Here is a 16769-nt window from a genome sequence, read left to right as displayed (position 1 = left end):
TAGCGATACTGCGGACCGCTCAGCAGGACGCTCCACTACTTCTGTTTACTTTTTTCTTTTCATGTCAGATTCAATTTTGGTGACGGGTGCCACGGGCACCGTCAGCTCCGAGGTGGTGAAAGCCTTGGCAAGCCGCGGCCTTACGGTTCGCGCCGGCGTGCGGTCCATCGACAAAGCCGCCGGGCTTGCAGCCCTCCACCCCACTGTTCAGCTAGTAGAGCTAGACTACGCCCGCCCCGAAACGGTACAGGCCGCCTTCGCTGGGATTACGCGCCTGTTTTTGCTCACGCCATTCACCGGCGACCAGGTTGCCATCTGCAAGCAGCTGGTAGATGCGGCCCAGCAAGCTAGCGTGCAGCAAGTGGTGCTCCTCTCCGGCGCCGGAGCCGATGCGCAGCCGGGCACCCAGATCAACCACTGGCACCGGGCCGTGGAAGTGTACCTGCAGCAAAGTGGCCTATCCTACACCGTGCTGCGGCCGAGCGGGTTCATGCAGAATTTTCTGACTTACAACGGCGACTCCATTCGCCAGGAGGACAAGTTCTACTTAGCTATCGGCGATGGTCGGGTGAACTACATCGACGTGCGCGACATTGCGGCCGTGGCGGCCGCCGTGCTTACGGCGCCGGTGGCGGCGCACCAGGGCCAGATTTACACGCTCACGGGGCCTACGGCCGTCAGCTCGCCGGAAGTAGCCGCGGCCCTTAGCGCGGCTACTGGCCGGCCGATCAGCTACGTGGCGGTGCCGGGAGAAGCCGCCGCCCAAGCCCTGGCGCAGGCCCCCGGCTGGATGCGCAACGGCCTGCTGGAGCTCTACCGCCTGTACAAAGCCGGCGGCGCGGACTGGGTGACGCCCACGGTGCAGGAGATTACGCAACGCCCGCCCTACACCATCCAGCAATTTGCGCAGGACTTCCGCCAGCAGTTCGCCCCGACATATCAAGTACTGAGTGGCGTTGATTACCGGCGGCACTACCGGCATCGGCCTGGCTACGGCACAAGAATTTGCGGCCGAAGGAGCGTAAGTTATCATAGCCGGTCGTCGCCAAAGCTCCGTGGGTCAAGCTGTCCGCCAAGTGGGTAGTGAAGGCTTGGGCTTGGTTTCTGATACCAGCAACCTAGGCCAGGTACAGCAATTGCGAACGCAGGTGAGTGCCCTAACGCCCCACCTAGTAGAGGTCCATCCATTCCATACACCGATTCAAATACTCGGTAGCGGTTCGCGTGTCGGTTAACGCAACTGATCAACAGTGAACCGCCACTTTCTTCGCTATGCACGCAGGTCGGCATTTTACGCTTACGGAAGTTTTAGTCTGGACCCGACGGCAAATCTTCATGGTGCTTATCCTGGCGCTGGTGCCCACCGCGCTCTACGCCGGGCTCGGGTGGCACTGGTTGGCCCTGCCCTGGGTGCCCATTGCCCTGGTGGGGACGGCGACGGCCTTCGTGGTGGGCTTCAAAAACAACGCTACTTACAGCCGCTTGTGGGAAGCTCGGCAGGTCTGGGGCAGCATTGTAAATACCAGTCGCGCCCTGGCCGTAATCGTGCGAGACTGCGTAGATGACGCGCCGGCTAATGGACCAGGCTTTCTGAATGCGCGCGAGCAATTGGTGCATCGGCATCTGGCGTGGCTCACGGCCTTGCGCTATCAGCTGCGCGAGCCTCGGGTGTGGGAAAACATGAATCAGCCTGCCAACGTCGAGTACAGCCGCAAGTACCACATTGCCGAGCGTGAAACGACCCTGGCCGATGAGCTGTCCCGCTACCTGTCGCCCGCCGATGCTGCCTACGTGCTCAGCAAAAAGAACCGGGCCACCCACCTGCTCGCCCTTCAGTCCAAGCAGCTAAAAGAGCTGCTTGATGCTGGCCACCTCGACCGGCTGCTGCACCTGCAGCTGGTACCTCTGGTCGTTGACCTGTACGATCAGCTGGGCAAGTGTGAGCGGCTGAAGAACTTCCCTTACCCCCGCCAGTTTGCCACCATCAACTTGTTTTTTGTGCGCCTCTTTGCGGGCCTAGTGCCCTTCGGCTTGCTGCAGGAATTTGAAAAGCTGGGCGGTTATGCCGTGTGGCTCACCGTGCCGTTTAGCGCGTTGGTGGCGTGGATTTTCCTGGCCATGGAAAGGGCGGGCGAAACCGCCGAGAATCCGTTTGAGGGTGGGCCCAACGACGTGCCCATTACCGCCTTGGCGCGCACCATCGAAATTGACCTGCGCGAGCTGCTCGACGAACCGGAAATCCCAGCCGCCCTGCAACCCGTGAACAACATTTTGCTTTAGCCACTTAGCCTATGCCGCTGCCATCGACGGAAAGCAGATGCCGCTTGGTCGGCTCGACCCTGTCAATGCCAGCCTGTGCTTGGTCGGCGGCCAGCCGTCACTCTGCTAGCGCAGGCTAGCAAGTGTTGCTTATTAGCGGTATTTCATTCTTTTTCAGATAGCTACAGGTGCACCCAAGACTTGGCGGCGAGCGGCTTGTCAGGCCCTGCTTGTCGCTTTTTCTCAACCTTTCCAAGCGGGTTGTTGCTAACAACCCGCCGTTCAAGTTTTATGGCGCTCAGCTTATTCTCGCCACTTCCCCTGCGCGGGCTAACCCTTAAGAACCGCCTGGTGGTGTCGCCCATGCAACAGTACACGGCCCCCGATGGCTTGGTGGGCAACTGGCACCTGGTGCATCTAGGCAGCCGGGCGGTAGGTGGTGCCGGCCTTATCATTACCGAATGTTCGGCCGTGTCACCCGAGGGCCGCAACACCTTGTTCGACACGGGTTTGTGGAACGAGGCACAGGTAGCCGCCTGGCAGCCCGTGGTGCAGTTTGTGCAGGAGCAAGGCGCCAAAATTGCCATTCAGCTCTGGCACTCGGGTAGCAAAGGCAGCCACCGTCACCCCCAACAAGGCTTCACGTTCCTGCCGCCCGCCGAAGGCGGCTGGCTCCCCAAAGGACCCTCCCCCGTACCGCTGGACAACGGCCTGGTAGCCGAAGCCATGACCCTAGCCGACATCGAGCTGGTGAAAGCCGATTTCGTGGCCGCCGCGCTACGAGCCGTGCAGGCGGGCTTCGATGCCATTGAGCTGCACGCGGCCCACGGCTACCTGTTTCACCAGTTTTACTCGGCAATGATCAACCACCGCACCGATGCGTACGGGGGCTCCTTCGACAACCGCATCCGCTTCTTGGTGGAGACCGTGCAGGCCCTGCGCCAGGCGCTGCCCGCAGCCATGCCGCTGCTGGTGCGCCTCTCGGTGGTCGACTACTCCGACGACCCGCGCGCGTGGCAGCTCGCCGACGGCGTGCGGTTGTCGGCAGTGCTTAAAGAACACGGCGTAGACGTCGTCACGGCGTCGGGGGGCGGGTTTGTGCCGGTTGATCCTACCGCTGTGTTTCCCTCCTACCAGGTCCCAATGGCCGAAAAGATCAAGGCGGAAACCGGCATCATCACCGGCGCAGTCGGCATGATTACCGAGCCCGCGCAAGCCAATGCCATCATCAGCAACGGTCAGGCCGACCTCGTGCTCATGGCCCGCGAGCTGCTGCGCGACCCGTATTTCCCCTTGCGCGCCGCCCGCGCTTTGCACCTGCCCACGGAAATCCCAGTCCCTTATAAACGGGCGTTTTAGACGAAAGTCCTGCTCAAGCTTCGCTCTAGGGTTCATTGCGTCAGTTTTATGAAAATCATGGTTATCGGAGGCTCGATGGCGGGCTTGTGCGCGGGCATAGCCTTGCGCTGCAAAGGCTACGACGTGGCCATCTACGAACGGTCGGCGGCGACCATCGAGAGCCGGGGTGCGGGGCTAGTGGTGCAGCCCGATCTGATGAATTACCTCATCGAGCACAACCTCATTGCCAGGGAGCTTTTCGGCGTGCCGGCTACCCATGGGCAGGTGCTCGACCACACGGGGCGGGTGGCGCTCAAGTACCCCCTTAGTGGTTCTTTCACCTCCTGGAATCATCTGTGGAAGCACTTGAAAGCCCATTTCCCCGCCGACCACTACCACTTCTCGCACCAGCTGGCGCACGTAGCCCAGGATGCCACCCAAGCCACTGCCACCTTCACCAACGGCACCGAAGTCAGCGGGGATTTGCTGATCGGTGCGGATGGCTACCAATCGGCCGTGCGGCACTACTTGCTGCCGGCAGTGGAGCCTAGCTACGCCGGCTACCTCGTATACCGGGGTCTGGTGCCGGAGCCCGAGCTGACGCCGGCCGAAGTAGCCTTGTTCGCCAACGGCATCACCTTCTTTCCCTACGAGCACGCCCGCATCCTGGCCTACCTGGTGCCCGGCGACAGCGGCGAAGTAACGCCCGGCCGTCGCCTGCTGAATTGGGCCTGGGCGGCCAACACGCCCGCATTGGAGCTAGCCGAGCTGCTGCGCGACAAAGACGGCCGGGCCCGACCATCGAGCGTGCCACCTTCTTTCTTGAGTGCCAACAGCCTAGCCCGCATCACGCACTTAGCCGAGGAGCACCTACCCGCCGTGTTCCAGCGCATCGTAGCTAAAACAGAGCAGCCTTTCCTCCAAGCGGTGATGGAGCTACTGGTACCGAAGATGTACGAGGGCCGCGTTGCCATCCTAGGTGACGCGGCTTTCGTGGTGCCGCCGCAAACGGGGTCGGGCACGTCGAAGGCGTACCAGGATGCCATTGCCTTGGCCGAATCCCTGCACTATCATAGCACCCTGGAGGCTGCCCTAGCACATTGGAACAGCGACCGGCAACGACAAGCCCGCAAGCTCTTCGCCCAGGGCAAGCAGATTGCTTGGCAAAGTGGCCTAGGGGTAGAATAGATAAGGCCTAGATGGCGCCGTCAACAACTTCTTTTTAAACTCTTCCATGAAGTCCTTACTCAGTATTCTGCTGATTCTGCTTCCCTTCCTTTCCCCAGCACAAACCGCTGGCAACCAGCCAGAAGCGTACACGGTGAAAGGTCAGCTCAATCCTAAAGCGGGTGTGAGCCGGGTGTACCTCTTTTATATTCTCCACAAAGTTCGGGTGCTGGATTCGGCTCGGGTGGAGCACGGGCGCTTCCAGTTCCGGGGGGCGCTGCCCGAACCCGTGCCGGCGCTACTTAGCTTTACCTACCGAGGAGCCCCCTACCGGCCGACCGAAAATGCCGCCCCGTTTTTTCTGGAAGAAGGCTCCATTACCATTACAACTCCTGATTCGGCGCGACAGGCGGTTGCCACGGGCACGCCGCTGAACTCGGAAAGCAACGCGCTGGCCGTGAGCCTGAAGCCGCTACAAGATCAACAAGACGCTATTCGGCAGGAGTTTGCCGCGCAGCCCGCCGAGCGCCGCCAAGATTCGGCCTACGCCGCCGCCACAGAAGCTAGGCTGGCAGCCCTGGAGTTACAGCAACGGCAGGCCTACGCAGCTTATATTCAGGCTCACCCGAGCAGCCGCTTTAGCTTATTTGCCCTGCAACACTACGGCGGCCCTACACCCGAAGTAGAGTCGTTTGCCCGCCTGTATCAAACCTTAGCCCCTACCCTGCGCCGCTCGCCCATCGGGCAGCGCTTAGGGCAGCAGATTGCCGCGCTGCAGCGGGTAGCCATCGGGGCCCTCGCGCCCGACTTTGTGCAGCATACGCCCGAGGGCAAGCCCGTTAGGCTCTCGGAGTTGCGGGGCAAATACGTGCTGATTGACTTCTGGGCTTCCTGGTGCGGCCCCTGCCGCGAGGAAAATCCCAACCTGGTTAAAACCTACGCCCAGTACAAAGACAAAGGCTTCACAGTGCTTGGCGTGTCGCTGGACCGGCCCGGCGCCCGGGAGGCCTGGGTGAAAGCAATTGCCGCCGACGGCCTGCCGTGGCTGCAAGTCTCGGACCTGACCCGCCCCAACGCGGCGGCCGAGGCCTACGGGGTGCAAACCATCCCGCAGAACTTTCTGCTCGACCCCGCAGGGCGCATCGTAGCGACTAACCTGCGCGGGGAGACCCTCAAGCAAAAACTTGCCGAGCTGCTGGGCAAGAGCTAAGTCTTTACTTACGAATGGTTGCGTTTGTTGTATCTTAACCATTACCCTTCTGATCTATTCACGCTTTCCCGCTTCCTATTTCGATCCGTGAAATACGTCTTGGTGCTCTTGTTGCTGATTGCCTTCACCAGCCAAGCGGAGCCTTATTACCCCATCCTGCCTAAGACTGAAGCCGATCGCCTGCTGCATAGGCTGCGGCGCAGCGCGCCCGATACCAACCGCGTCAAGCTACTGGTGCAGTTCAGCAATGATTTGACGTCGCGCTACTACTACCTGCAGAAGCCGGACACCATAGCGCGGTGCATTCGCCAGGCGCAGGCCTTGAGCAAGTCCTTACACTATGCTGCCGGACAAATAGATGCTGACTACGCGCTAGGGTATTTACTGCGCAAAGACCCGGGAGGCCGGGAAGTGGTTTTACAGGCGTTGGCGCGCAGCCAGCAGCGGCACGACCGGCGCCGGGAAGCTATTGGCTGGTATCTACTCAGCGAAACCTACGAGAAATCGATGGCGCTCCACCCGCAGCGGATTCAGTGCTTCGAGCAGGCTATCAGGCTGTTTGGAGATGTGCACGACCCGGTGCAGGAGGCTAGGGTGCTGCGAGAACTGGCGGACGCGTACTTAATGCAGGGTAAACCGGCGCGGGCGAAGGAAGTGTTGCTCCGTAGCCTGGCCTTGTATAAAGCGGCCGGCTATAGCAAGCAGCATTCTTCCCTCGATCTGCTGGCCGCCACCAATGATGCGCTGGGCAATTATAAAGAGGCCCTCCAATACGCGCTAGCAGCCGTGGCCAGTGCCAAGCGCAGCCAGGATACCCTGATGCTGTGCACGTACTACATGCGGGTCGGCGCCGTGTACCAGCAGTTCGACCAGCGGGATAAGATCATTCAGTACTACCGGCTAGCCATGCGCAGCGCGGAAGCCAACCATTACAACGATACGGCGCTGGGTTTAGCCTCAACTATTGCCCGGGTCTTGCTGGCGGAGAATCGGCCGCAGGAGGCCCTGGCGCTCATTCTTGAAAAAAGCAAGGCGTATCCGCCCCAGGATGATTTCTCCCGGCTGAAGGTGGACCAAGGGTTGGTGAGTTGCTACCTGCGCACCAAGCAGTACGCCCTGGCTACTACCTATTGCCAGCACATAGAAGCCTACCTCAAAAGCAAAGATGTCACTTCTGATTACCGCGTGCTGCACGGGGCCTACCTGACCGTTGGGGCTTGCTGCTTGGCTACCAAGCAATACCCCAAAGCGCGGGCTTATCTGCTTAAATCATTGGCGACGGGCCAGGTAGTGCTTACCCGGAGCAGCATGGCCCACGCGTGCTTGCTCCTGTATAAAGTTGATTCGGCCCAAGGAAATCTATCCTCCGCCATTGCCTACTACAAACGCTACAAAGCCATCAACGACAGTATTTTCAGCGAGATGAACAGCAAGCAGATGGCCGCCTTGCAGGTTCAGTACGACACCGAAAAGCGCGAGCAAAGCATTGCCCTGCTCACCAAACAGACGCAGATGCAGCAGATGACCATTCGGCAGCGCGAGCTTCAGCGAAATGCCGTGCTCGGGGGCGCCATCCTATTGGTGTTAGTGCTGGGCCTGGGCTACAACCGCTACCGTCTCAAGCAGCGCAGTACGCGTTTGCTGGAGCAGAAGCAGCACGCGTTGGAAGCTCAGCAAGCAGAGATTCACCGCAAGAACGAAGCTCTCGAACAAGTGCTGGGGGAGAAAGACCTGCTGCTGGAAGAACGACAGGAGCTACTGGTGGAAAAGGATTGGATGCTCAAGGAAATTCATCACCGGGTGAAGAACAACCTGCAAGTAGTCAGCAGCCTGCTGGCTACCCAGTCGCGCCACCTGCTTGACCCCCAGGCGGTGGCCGCTATCCGCGAGAGCCAAAATCGGGTGCAAATTATGGCTCTGCTGCACCAGAAGCTCTACCAAGCCGACCACATTGGCCGCGTGAACATGGCCGACTACAGCCGCGAAATCGTGACGTACCTGGTTGAGTCCTTCGACCGTCAGCGCTCAGTGCACACGCAGCTGGACCTAGCTCCCATTGAGCTGGAAACTACGTTGGCCACGCCCCTAGGCCTCATTATCAACGAGGCCGTGACCAATGCACTTAAGCACGCCTTCCCGCCGCCTCGGCGCGGCACGCTCACGGTCAGCCTGGCCCGCTTGGCACCGCAACAATACCAGCTCACCATCACCGACGACGGGGTCGGCCTGCCGTCGGGCTTCGACCTGCAGCGTAGCCGTAGCCTCGGCATGGTCATTATTAAAGGATTGAGCCACCAGCTGGATGGTCAGCTACTAGTGACTGCGGCCGACGGCGTACGCATTAGCTTGCAGTTTGACACAAGCAAAAAGCCCGTGCCCGCCGAAGCTGTGTAAGCAAGCCCGTTACTCCTTGACGCGGCTCTCTTTGCCCGAAGGAATGCCCAGCTTTTTCATGCGCGCTTCCAGCGTGGTGGCCTTCACCCCTAGTAGTACCGCCGCCCCGCGCGGCCCCCGTATGCGGTAGTTGGTTTGCGCCAAAGCCTCGAGGATGGTGTCGCGCATGGTATCCTGCATGGGCCGGATGGGGCTAGGAAGCGGGGCCGCGGGCACGAGGGGCTCGGCCAGCAGCAGCACCGGCGGAGTGGAGAGAATGGCGGCCCGCTCCAGCACGTTTTCCAGCTCCCGAATATTGCCGGGCCAATGGTACTGCTCGATCTGCTGCAAAGAGGGGTTAGCAATGCTGGTGAAGGGTTTGCCGAGCTTCGTGCTGAACTTGTGCAGAAAATGCGTGGCCAAGGGCCGCAGATCGGCGCGCCGCTCCCGGAGAGCGGGCAGCACCAGGGGAAACACGTTGAGCCGGTAATACAAATCGGCGCGGAAGCGGCCGGCGGCTACTTCCTCGGCTAGGTTGCGGTTGGTGGCCGCAATGATGCGCACATCGACCTTGATGGGGCCCTTACCGCCGATGCGCTCCAGCTCTTTTTCCTGCAGCACGCGCAGCAATTTGGCTTGGAGCTCCAGGGGCAGCTCGCCCATTTCGTCGAGAAAAATGGTGCTGCCGTGGGCTAGCTCAAACTTGCCCACGCGCCGCTCAGTAGCGCCGGTGTAGCTGCCCTTCTCGTGCCCAAACAGCTCCGACTCCATGAGCTGCGGGGGCAGGGCGGCGCAGTTTACCTTCACCATGGTGCGGGTGCGCCGGCCCGAGCGGTTGTGGATGGCGCGGGCAATCAGCTCCTTGCCGGTGCCGGTTTCGCCCAGCAGCAGCACGGTAGCATCGGTAGGGGCTACCTGCTCGACGCCCCGCAGCACGGCCAAGAGCGCCGAGCTGGTGCCAATGATTTCCTCGAAGTTGTGATTGAACTTGATTTCCTCGCTGAGGTAGGTTTTCTCCTGCTCGAGCTGCTCGCTCAATAGGCGAATGCGCTCATAAGCCAAAAGGTTTTCCAACGCCAGGGCCAGCTGGTTGGCTAGTTCCTGGAGCATTTGCAAATCCTTGGCTGTGAACGCATAGGCGACCCTACTCGCCACCACGAGCACCGCCACCGGTTGGTCTTTCAGCGCAATGGGCACATACATAGATGATTTAAGCTGTAGCCAGTCCCGGTAGTAGCGCGTTACCCAGTTCCGCTCACTTACCTGCGCGGCGGCCTCCCCCACGTTCAACGTGGGCTGTAGCAGCCACGGCTCCATCGCAGCGGTGGTTTGCTCCCACTCCTGCCAGGAAGCCTTATCGGGCAGCAGATCTTCGGTGGCTACCAACCGAAACTGACCCTGTTGCTTGATGACAGTGGCATCCATCACGTGGGCGGTGCCCAGCACTTTTCCTACTCGGTAGAAGCTGAGCAGGTCAATGGGCAGCAACCCATTGAGAGCTAGTGCCACCTTAGGCGCGATTTCGGCAATGTCGCGGCCGTTCCGAAAAGTGCCCGCCACGGTTAGCTCCGCGGCCTTGAACCGCTCCCGGATTTCTATTTTTTCATAAGCCAACAAGTTATCCAGGGCGAGGGCAATTTGGGGAATGACGAGGCCAATGGCGGCGTAGTCATCGGCGGTGAAGCGCTGGGTTTTACTACCGAGTTGCAGGCTGATGAACGAGCGCTGCTTGAGCACCACCGGGAAAAGGGCCATGGCCTGAATACCAAAGGTAGTGCGGATGGCCTGGGCAGTCGGGTACTGCTCCCCCAGCGCCTCGAACGCAGCGCCCGCGAAGATTCCTTGCTGATCGGCTAGCAGCGTGGTGATGGGCTGCTTCAGCCGCTCCAACAGCGCCGGTGGCGTATTCGGGCCGAGCAGCTCGGGCAGGTGCACCCGCTCAAACGTTCCTGAGTCAGCCTTGCGCAGCATCATCCAATAAGAAGCTTGATCTTCGGGCAGGCTAATGCACAAGTTGAACAACTCAAAGGGCACCAACTGATCCAGCTGGGTGGCGATGGCCTGGCAAAGCTGTTGCCGGTCGTGCAGGGTAACCAGGGCATCGTTCACCGCCATTTGGGTCTGCTGCTGCTGGCGGAGCTGGGCTTCCTGGCTGTGCGCGTGGCGGTAGCGGGCAATTTCGAGGGCTGCCAGCACATCTCGCTCCCGAAAGGGCTTGTTGAGAAAGCCATAGGGCTCGGTTACTTTGGCGGTTTCCAGCACGTCGTCCGTCAGGTTAGCTGACAAGAATACGAAGGGAATATCCTGTTGCTTCAGCCAGTGCGCTAGCTCAATGCCCGTTTCGGAGCCCTTCAGGAAGATATCGAGCAGCACCACGGTGGGCCGCGCTTCCGCTACCAGCGCCCGCGCCTCCGCGCCCGATTCGGCTAGGCCAAGCACCTGATAACCGGCATTTTCCAGGATACCAGCTAGGTCGTTAGCAATCAAAAACTCATCCTCTACAATTAGCGCGAGGGCAGGGGTAGGTGCGGTAGGCGAAAGCATGCGAAGAAAAAGGCAGGTGGCTGATGGTCAAAGACGGCCGCCGCCCACCAAGGTCGAAAGCCCAAAGATGGAGTAACCCTGCTAAAGCTGATGCACAGGGGGTATTTATCCAAATAAATCTCCAATATGTTGGATAATCCAATTGAATGGAGATTTTTAGCGGCCTACAAGATCAACTATTATTTTATTACAACCTACTGATAAATAGAATTTTACATCATATAAAAGCGCGTGGACTCGGTGGCTGGCACTCCATTGGCAACTTAGGCAGCAGCTGATCAGTAGGGCGTCCTTTTTGATTCCTCATTGGCCAGAAGATGCAGTTGGCGCAGGCACCAGAGAGTAAACGCTGCTCGGGCTACCTAGTGCCGAACGCAGCTGCCCACATCCATTACTCCGCTCATGCTATGCAGGCTTTACGCAACTATATCGACCAGCAAACCTGCTCGACTGTTTCCGACGCCGACTTCGCGTTGATCAGCGACGCGCTGCTGCCTTATAAGCTCCGCCGCAAACAGTTTTTCCTGCGAGCAGGTGACGTGTGTCGGCACAAGGCCTTCGTAGTGCAGGGTGCCCTGCGCGTCTACACCGTGGACGCCAAAGGCAACAAGCACATTCAGCTGTTTGGGGTGGAGAACAAGTGGGTCGGGGACCGGGAAAGCTGGTTGCAGCTTACGCCCTCTCCTTACTACATCGACGCGCTAGAAGACTCGCAGCTGCTGCTCATTGGGTGCCCCCAGGCGCAGGAGCTCGTGCGCAAGGTGCCGCTCGTAGCCGAGCTGGTGCGCATTCAGGACGAGCAGTATGCCATCGAAACCCAAAAGCGCCTGCACGCGGCTATTTCGTGCACAGCTGAGGAGCGCTACGCCGCCTTCGTCACCCAGCACCCCGACTATGTACGCCGCTTTTCCCAGGTAATGATTGCTTCTTACCTGGGTATTTCGCCCGAAACGCTGAGTCGTATTCGCACCAAGCTGTCGCACTTGAAAGCAGAACCGTCTGGCTCTTAAGGTTAGGCAGCTGACAATAACTTGAATTCAGACCTTTCGCTATGCTTTCACCGTCTCTTGGCACTTCTGCGCCCCGGGCTTTTCGGACCTACGTTGACTCCTTACTGGCCTCCCCCATTTCCGACGCGGATCTGGCCGCCATTGGTACGGTAACGGTACCGAAGCATCTGAAGAAAAGAGGGTTTTTGCTGCAAGCGGGCGAGGTGTGCAAGCACTTCGCCTTTGTGCTAAAAGGGGCGCTGCGCATGTACAGCCTCAACGACAAGGGCGGGGAGCACCTGCTCAGCTTTGGCCTCGAAAATGGCTGGATTGCGGACCGGGAAAGCTGCGTGCTACTCACGCCTTCCGCTTACTACATTGATGCGCTGGAAGATTCGGATCTGCTGCTGCTAACGCACGCGCAACTGCAAGCGCTCATCCGCACGGTGCCAGCCATGGCCGAGCTCATGCGCGAGCTAGAGCGGCGCCACGAAGTTGCCACCCAAAAGCGCCTGCACGCGGCTATTTCGTGCACGGCCGAGGAGCGCTACGCCGCCTTCGTCACCCAGCACCCGGATTACCTAAGTCGCTTTCCACACCATCTGATTGCTTCCTACCTAGGTATCCTGCCTGAAACACTGAGCCGCATCCGCGCCAAACAGCTACGGTCAAACGCGCTGCCCATCGCCTCGCTTTCTTGATAAAAGTCAAGGCAGCGAGTCAGGCGGTTCGGCACCTTTGTACCAGCAGCTCACGCCAACTAGTGCTGCTTTACAGTCCGCAGGCTATGATTAAACCCATCATTGCGCAGCTTGGAGGAACCAATGCTAAAGTAGGCAGGCTCCTGGTTAACCGGTTGCTGCCCAGTCGGATGGTGGGCGCCGTGGGGCCGTTTGTTTTCCTGGACCACGTGTACCCCACCAAGTTTGAGAGTCAGCTTCCGCAGGCACCTACCGGCGAGGGGGCGCATCCGCACCGGGGCATTGCCACCTTTACCTACGTGCTGAGTGGTGAGCTAGAGCACTACGACAGCTACGGGCACCACGGCGTAGCAGCAGCGGGCGGCGGGCAATGGATGAAAGCCGGCTGGGGCATTATCCACGACGAACAGCCGAGCCGACACTTCCAGGCTACGGGCGGCGTGCTCCACGCTTTGCAGTTTTGGATTAACCTGCCGGCCCGCCACAAAATGGAAGTGCCGGACTACCTAGCTCTCCACGCTACCGCCGTGCCCGTAGTACTGCTACCAGAGGAGGCCGGCAGCCTGCGGGTGCTGCTCGGCGCTTTAGGCGATGCTGCTTCGCCGGTTCCTACCGCCAGTCCGCAGTTCCTGTACCACTTGCAGCTCAACCCGAAGGCGACGTTTACCCTGGCTACCAAAGCGGGCCTCGACTACGCTGCTTTTGTCCCCGCCGATCCGGTACGAATCAACGGCCAAGCCTACGGCCAGAGCGAACTGCTGCTGTTCGGAGCGGAGGCCGACCCCATCACCTTTACCAACCCGAGCATCTCGCCCACCAACGTCATACTATTTGGTGGGGCGCCCTACCCCGAATCCACAGTTATGCAAGGGCCTTTCGTGATGAATAGCCACGAGGAAATAACCACGGCTTACGAAGATTTTTTTGCTGGCGACTACGGGCAAATTCAGTACGAAGCAATGGCGCCCCGCCGGCACGTAGCGTCTTACAGCCCCCAACCATGAAACAGGAGTATGCCGGCCTAGCGCTGCACGACAACACCTACGACCAGCAATTTGAACTGGTTGTCAGCGGCCTCACCGCGTTCCTGGAGTACCAGCTTCACCACGAGTTCCTTACCCTGATTCACACCGAAGTGCCGGTGATTATGCAGAACCAAGGCGTGGGCAGCGCCCTCGTGGAAAAAGTATTCCAGCGCAGTGCCGAGCACCACTTGACTATCATTCCGCTGTGCCCCTTCGTGGTGAGTTATCTACGCAGGCACCCGGAATGGTACCGGTTGGTGGCCCGCGGATACCGACCCGCGGGTACGCCTTAACCGATAGAGGGCGGCCGCTGCGCAAGCGTCTGCCCTACCCTAGCTTATTCACCTTCTGTCATTTCTCATGAAAATAGGAACCATCGGCGCGGGCAATATTGCCCAAGCATTTGCACGCCACGCCGCGCAGGCCGGCTTCGAGGTTGTCATCAGCAGTAAATCGGGGCCGGCCGCGCTCATCAATCTGGCCGCCTCGCTCGGCCCGGGGGTAAAAGCCCGCACGGTGGAAGAAGCCGCGCAGGCCGACCTCGTGCTGCTGTCCGTCCCGTGGGACGCAGTAGCGGATGTCTTGGCCCGAGTGCCGGGCTGGAAAAACCAGATCCTCGTGGACACGACCAACGCCATTCACTTTCCCGACTTCAAGCCCCTAGACTTGGGGGAGAAAACTTCGTCGGAAATCGTGGCCGAGCAAGCCCCCGGTGCGCGAGTGGTCAAGGCATTCAACACCCTCGCCGCGGCCTTGCTGGCGGCCAGCCCGGGTGAAGGCGGCGGCCAGCGGGTCGTGGTCATCTCCGGCGACGATGCCGCGGCCAAAGCCGAGGTGCTGGCCCTTATTGGCAACCTGGGCTTTGCGGGGCTCGACCTGGGCGAGCTCGCTACCGGCGGGCGGCTCCAGCAGTTTGGCGGCGCATTTTCGGGCGTTAATCTGCTAAAACTACCGGCGTAGTAGGCCACCCTTACCACTTTCCATCTCGCATCAGCCATTCAACCAACTAATTCCTTTTCGTATGCAAGCCCCTGCTTTTGCCACCGACCAACACCTTGACCCGCAGGTCATCACGTTTCTAAAAGCCCTGAACACCGGCGGCCCCGGCCTCGAAACGCTGCCCGTGCCCGACGCCCGCCAGGTGCTGGTCGGCGCCCAGGCCTCCGCTACAGTGGACCTATCGGGCGTGGAAACCACGCAGCGCACCATTACCCAGGACGGCTACACAGTGCCCCTGCACATTGTGCGCCCCACCGGCACGGCCACTACTGTATTGCCCGCGTTCATCTTCATCCACGGCGGCGGCTGGGTGCTCGGCGACTTCCCCACCCACCAGCGCATGGTGCGCGACCTGGTGGTGGCCTCGGGCTACGTGGCGGTGTTCGTGGACTACACGCCCAGCCCGGACGCGCAGTACCCGCAGGCCATTAACGAGATCTATGCCGCCACCAAGTGGGTAGCCGAGCACGGGACCGACATCAACGTGGACGGGAAGAACCTGGCGGTGGTGGGCAACAGCGTAGGCGGTAACATGTCAGCCGTCACCTGCCTGCTGGCCAAGGAAAAGGGTGGTCCCCACATCAAGCTTCAAATCCTGTTGTGGCCCGTGACCTCCGCCGCTTTCGACACCGAGTCGTTTGAGCTGTATGGCCAAGACCGCTTCCTCACCGCTCCGCTCATGAAATGGATGTGGGACACGTACACCACCGATCCGGCCCAGCGCAAGGAAATCTATGCCTCGCCCCTAAACGCTACGCCCGAGCAGTTGGCCGGCCTACCCCCGGCGCTGATTCAGGTGGCCGAAAACGACATCTTACGCGACGAGGGCGAAGCCTACGGCCGCAAGCTGAGCGAGGCCGGCGTGGCGGCCACCACCATCCGCTACAACGGCATGATTCACGACTTTGGCCTACTCAATGCACTAGCCGACGTGCCCGCCGTGAAGTCGCTATTTGTGCACGCGGCGGCCGAGCTGAAGAAGCGTCTCGGCTAGCTTCCACTTATCGAATTAGCTTTCTCAGCCCCTGCTTTTTACCTGAGTCAGGGTAAAAGTGGGGGCTGTTGCCTTGGCGGCGGGCAGCAACGCGGTGCCCTATCCTACCTTCCACCACCTAGCATTTGTGACGCATGAACCAGTCCTATTGGCTGCTGGGTACGCTCACGCGCATCCTAGCTGACGACGAAACTACCGAGGGCCGCTACGACCTCATTGAGGGCACTTTCCAGCCCGGAGTAGCCACACCGATGCACCGCCACACCGCCTATTCCGAGCTCTTGTTTGGGCTGGAAGGCGAGTTTACGGTGCCCACCAACGCTGGAGTAGTGGTGGTGAAACCAGGCGAAAACTTTTTCATTCCGCGCGGCACGGTGCATGCCGTCGTGAGCGGCCCTGGGCTCGCGCGCGGGCTGGTAGTTGCCTCGCCCAGCGGTTTTGCCCGCCTGCTCAAGGCGGCGGGTACCCCGGCCGACTCCACGGGCCTCCTTCCCACTACCCCGCCTGATATGGCAGCGTTTGCCCAGGCTTCGGCCGAAGTAGGCGATGAAGTGATCGGGCCGCCCCGCCCAGCAGGGAGCCGATTGCGTAGCCTCCCCCCTGCCATTTATAAGCGGAGGCGCTCATTTATGCTCCCTACCTAATCACTTCACTAATGAGGTTCACTTTAAAATATGGGGCTCTGCTTGCGTTCCTGGCTACGACGCCCATAGCCGTGGCGCACGCGCAAACGCACGACCACCACCGCCTGTCAGCCGCCCCAAGTAGTCTGCCGCCGGCCCCGCCCCACATGGCCGGCATGGTCCACCCTGCCCTAGCTCCCGGTACGACCGCGGCGGCTTTTCACCAGCAGATGGATTCGGTGATGACGGTAATGGACCGCGGCATGCAGCAGATGGGCGGCGTGCCGCCGACCGACCTCGACGCCAGCTTTGCGGCCATGATGGTACCCCACCACCAGGGCGCCGTGGACATGGCCCGCTTGCAATTGCTGTACGGCCAAGACCCCGAGCTGCGCCGCCTGGCGCAGAGCATCATCGCCGAGCAGCAAATCGAGATTCAGCAGATGCAGGCTTGGCTGCGCCAGCACAACGCCCTCAACGTTAGCCCGGCCCCAACTCCTCCTGCGCCGCCTACTCCGGCTGCGCCCGCCCACCACTAATCTTTCCT

15 protein-coding genes are annotated in these 16769 nt (G+C 60.3%); 14 read left to right on the top strand and 1 reads right to left on the bottom strand.

All coding sequences use genetic code 11. The annotated features are described in order from the left end of the window. The first annotated feature begins 61 nt into the window (after nt 1–61). The 6 genes from EU556_RS24530 (at nt 62) to EU556_RS24505 (ending at nt 8368) form a co-directional block, all read left to right on the top strand. On the top strand, nt 62–1084 hold the full coding sequence (locus EU556_RS24530; protein ID WP_135436892.1) for an SDR family oxidoreductase: 1023 nt from the start codon (nt 62–64) through the stop codon (nt 1082–1084). Nucleotides 1085–1272: 188 nt separating this feature from the next. Continuing rightward, nucleotides 1273–2280, top strand: a complete 1008-nt coding sequence (locus EU556_RS24525; RefSeq protein WP_135436891.1) for a bestrophin family protein — start codon at nt 1273–1275, stop codon at nt 2278–2280. Nucleotides 2281–2550: 270 nt separating this feature from the next. Further along, complete coding sequence (locus EU556_RS24520; protein ID WP_135436890.1) at nt 2551–3618, top strand: NADH:flavin oxidoreductase/NADH oxidase; 1068 nt, start codon at nt 2551–2553, stop codon at nt 3616–3618. Nucleotides 3619–3666: 48 nt separating this feature from the next. Beyond that, nucleotides 3667–4785: an FAD binding domain-containing protein gene (locus EU556_RS24515; RefSeq protein WP_135436889.1), complete on the top strand. Its 1119-nt coding sequence runs from the start codon at nt 3667–3669 to the stop codon at nt 4783–4785. A gap of 46 nt (nt 4786–4831) precedes the next feature. Beyond that, nucleotides 4832–5974 (top strand): TlpA disulfide reductase family protein, encoded by a 1143-nt coding sequence (locus EU556_RS24510; RefSeq protein ID WP_135436888.1) that lies wholly within the window; start codon nt 4832–4834, stop codon nt 5972–5974. Nucleotides 5975–6061: 87 nt separating this feature from the next. Then, nucleotides 6062–8368 (top strand): tetratricopeptide repeat-containing sensor histidine kinase, encoded by a 2307-nt coding sequence (locus tag EU556_RS24505; protein ID WP_135436887.1) that lies wholly within the window; start codon nt 6062–6064, stop codon nt 8366–8368. A 9-nt stretch (nt 8369–8377) separates the two neighbouring features. On the opposite strand, the gene EU556_RS24500 is transcribed toward EU556_RS24505, so the two are convergent. After that, a complete protein-coding gene (locus tag EU556_RS24500) occupies nt 8378–10891 on the bottom strand; it encodes a sigma 54-interacting transcriptional regulator (RefSeq protein ID WP_135436886.1) in 2514 nt (837 codons plus the stop codon). Between the two features lie 407 nt (nt 10892–11298). Between EU556_RS24500 and EU556_RS24495 the strand changes: the two genes are divergently transcribed. From EU556_RS24495 to EU556_RS24460, 8 genes are all read left to right on the top strand, one after another. Beyond that, nucleotides 11299–11901 carry a Crp/Fnr family transcriptional regulator gene (locus tag EU556_RS24495; protein ID WP_135436885.1) on the top strand — a complete coding sequence of 201 codons (603 nt, stop codon included), beginning with the start codon at nt 11299–11301 and terminating at the stop codon, nt 11899–11901. 41 nt (nt 11902–11942) lie between these two features. Continuing rightward, nucleotides 11943–12581: a Crp/Fnr family transcriptional regulator gene (locus EU556_RS24490; protein ID WP_135436884.1), complete on the top strand. Its 639-nt coding sequence runs from the start codon at nt 11943–11945 to the stop codon at nt 12579–12581. An 86-nt stretch (nt 12582–12667) separates the two neighbouring features. Beyond that, complete coding sequence (locus EU556_RS24485) at nt 12668–13585, top strand: pirin family protein (RefSeq protein WP_135436883.1); 918 nt, start codon at nt 12668–12670, stop codon at nt 13583–13585. Then, nucleotides 13582–13899, top strand: coding sequence for a GNAT family N-acetyltransferase (locus EU556_RS24480; protein ID WP_135436882.1), 318 nt, complete (start codon nt 13582–13584; stop codon nt 13897–13899). Before EU556_RS24485 ends, EU556_RS24480 begins: the two co-directional genes overlap by 4 nt. 67 nt (nt 13900–13966) lie before the next feature. Next, complete coding sequence (locus tag EU556_RS24475) at nt 13967–14566, top strand: NADPH-dependent F420 reductase (RefSeq protein WP_135436881.1); 600 nt, start codon at nt 13967–13969, stop codon at nt 14564–14566. 61 nt (nt 14567–14627) lie between these two features. Further along, on the top strand, nt 14628–15599 hold the full coding sequence (locus EU556_RS24470) for an alpha/beta hydrolase (RefSeq protein WP_135436880.1): 972 nt from the start codon (nt 14628–14630) through the stop codon (nt 15597–15599). A 134-nt stretch (nt 15600–15733) separates the two neighbouring features. Continuing rightward, nucleotides 15734–16243: a cupin domain-containing protein gene (locus EU556_RS24465; protein WP_135436879.1), complete on the top strand. Its 510-nt coding sequence runs from the start codon at nt 15734–15736 to the stop codon at nt 16241–16243. Nucleotides 16244–16254: 11 nt separating this feature from the next. Continuing rightward, complete coding sequence (locus EU556_RS24460) at nt 16255–16761, top strand: DUF305 domain-containing protein (protein WP_210116369.1); 507 nt, start codon at nt 16255–16257, stop codon at nt 16759–16761. The last annotated feature ends 8 nt before the right edge of the window (nt 16762–16769 follow it).

It is taken from the genome of Hymenobacter fodinae (assembly GCF_004745825.1).
GTDB classification, from domain to species: domain Bacteria; phylum Bacteroidota; class Bacteroidia; order Cytophagales; family Hymenobacteraceae; genus Hymenobacter; species Hymenobacter fodinae.
This window is presented reverse-complemented; position numbering and strand designations above follow the sequence as displayed.

Excerpts from the sequence above, each read along its gene's own strand:
- EU556_RS24510 (WP_135436888.1), top strand. The coding sequence starts at position 4,832 with ATGAAGTCCTTACTCAGTATTCTGCTGATTCTGCTTCCCTTCCTTTCC.
- EU556_RS24480 (WP_135436882.1), top strand. The coding sequence starts at position 13,582 with ATGAAACAGGAGTATGCCGGCCTAGCGCTGCACGACAACACCTACGAC.
- EU556_RS24530 (WP_135436892.1), top strand. The coding sequence starts at position 62 with ATGTCAGATTCAATTTTGGTGACGGGTGCCACGGGCACCGTCAGCTCC.
- EU556_RS24515 (WP_135436889.1), top strand. The coding sequence starts at position 3,667 with ATGAAAATCATGGTTATCGGAGGCTCGATGGCGGGCTTGTGCGCGGGC.
- EU556_RS24490 (WP_135436884.1), top strand. The coding sequence starts at position 11,943 with ATGCTTTCACCGTCTCTTGGCACTTCTGCGCCCCGGGCTTTTCGGACC.
- EU556_RS24465 (WP_135436879.1), top strand. The coding sequence starts at position 15,734 with ATGAACCAGTCCTATTGGCTGCTGGGTACGCTCACGCGCATCCTAGCT.
- EU556_RS24460 (WP_210116369.1), top strand. The coding sequence starts at position 16,255 with ATGAGGTTCACTTTAAAATATGGGGCTCTGCTTGCGTTCCTGGCTACG.
- EU556_RS24520 (WP_135436890.1), top strand. The coding sequence starts at position 2,551 with ATGGCGCTCAGCTTATTCTCGCCACTTCCCCTGCGCGGGCTAACCCTT.
- EU556_RS24475 (WP_135436881.1), top strand. The coding sequence starts at position 13,967 with ATGAAAATAGGAACCATCGGCGCGGGCAATATTGCCCAAGCATTTGCA.
- EU556_RS24525 (WP_135436891.1), top strand. The coding sequence starts at position 1,273 with ATGCACGCAGGTCGGCATTTTACGCTTACGGAAGTTTTAGTCTGGACC.
- EU556_RS24500 (WP_135436886.1), bottom strand. The coding sequence starts at position 10,891 with ATGCTTTCGCCTACCGCACCTACCCCTGCCCTCGCGCTAATTGTAGAG.
- EU556_RS24495 (WP_135436885.1), top strand. The coding sequence starts at position 11,299 with ATGCAGGCTTTACGCAACTATATCGACCAGCAAACCTGCTCGACTGTT.
- EU556_RS24470 (WP_135436880.1), top strand. The coding sequence starts at position 14,628 with ATGCAAGCCCCTGCTTTTGCCACCGACCAACACCTTGACCCGCAGGTC.
- EU556_RS24485 (WP_135436883.1), top strand. The coding sequence starts at position 12,668 with ATGATTAAACCCATCATTGCGCAGCTTGGAGGAACCAATGCTAAAGTA.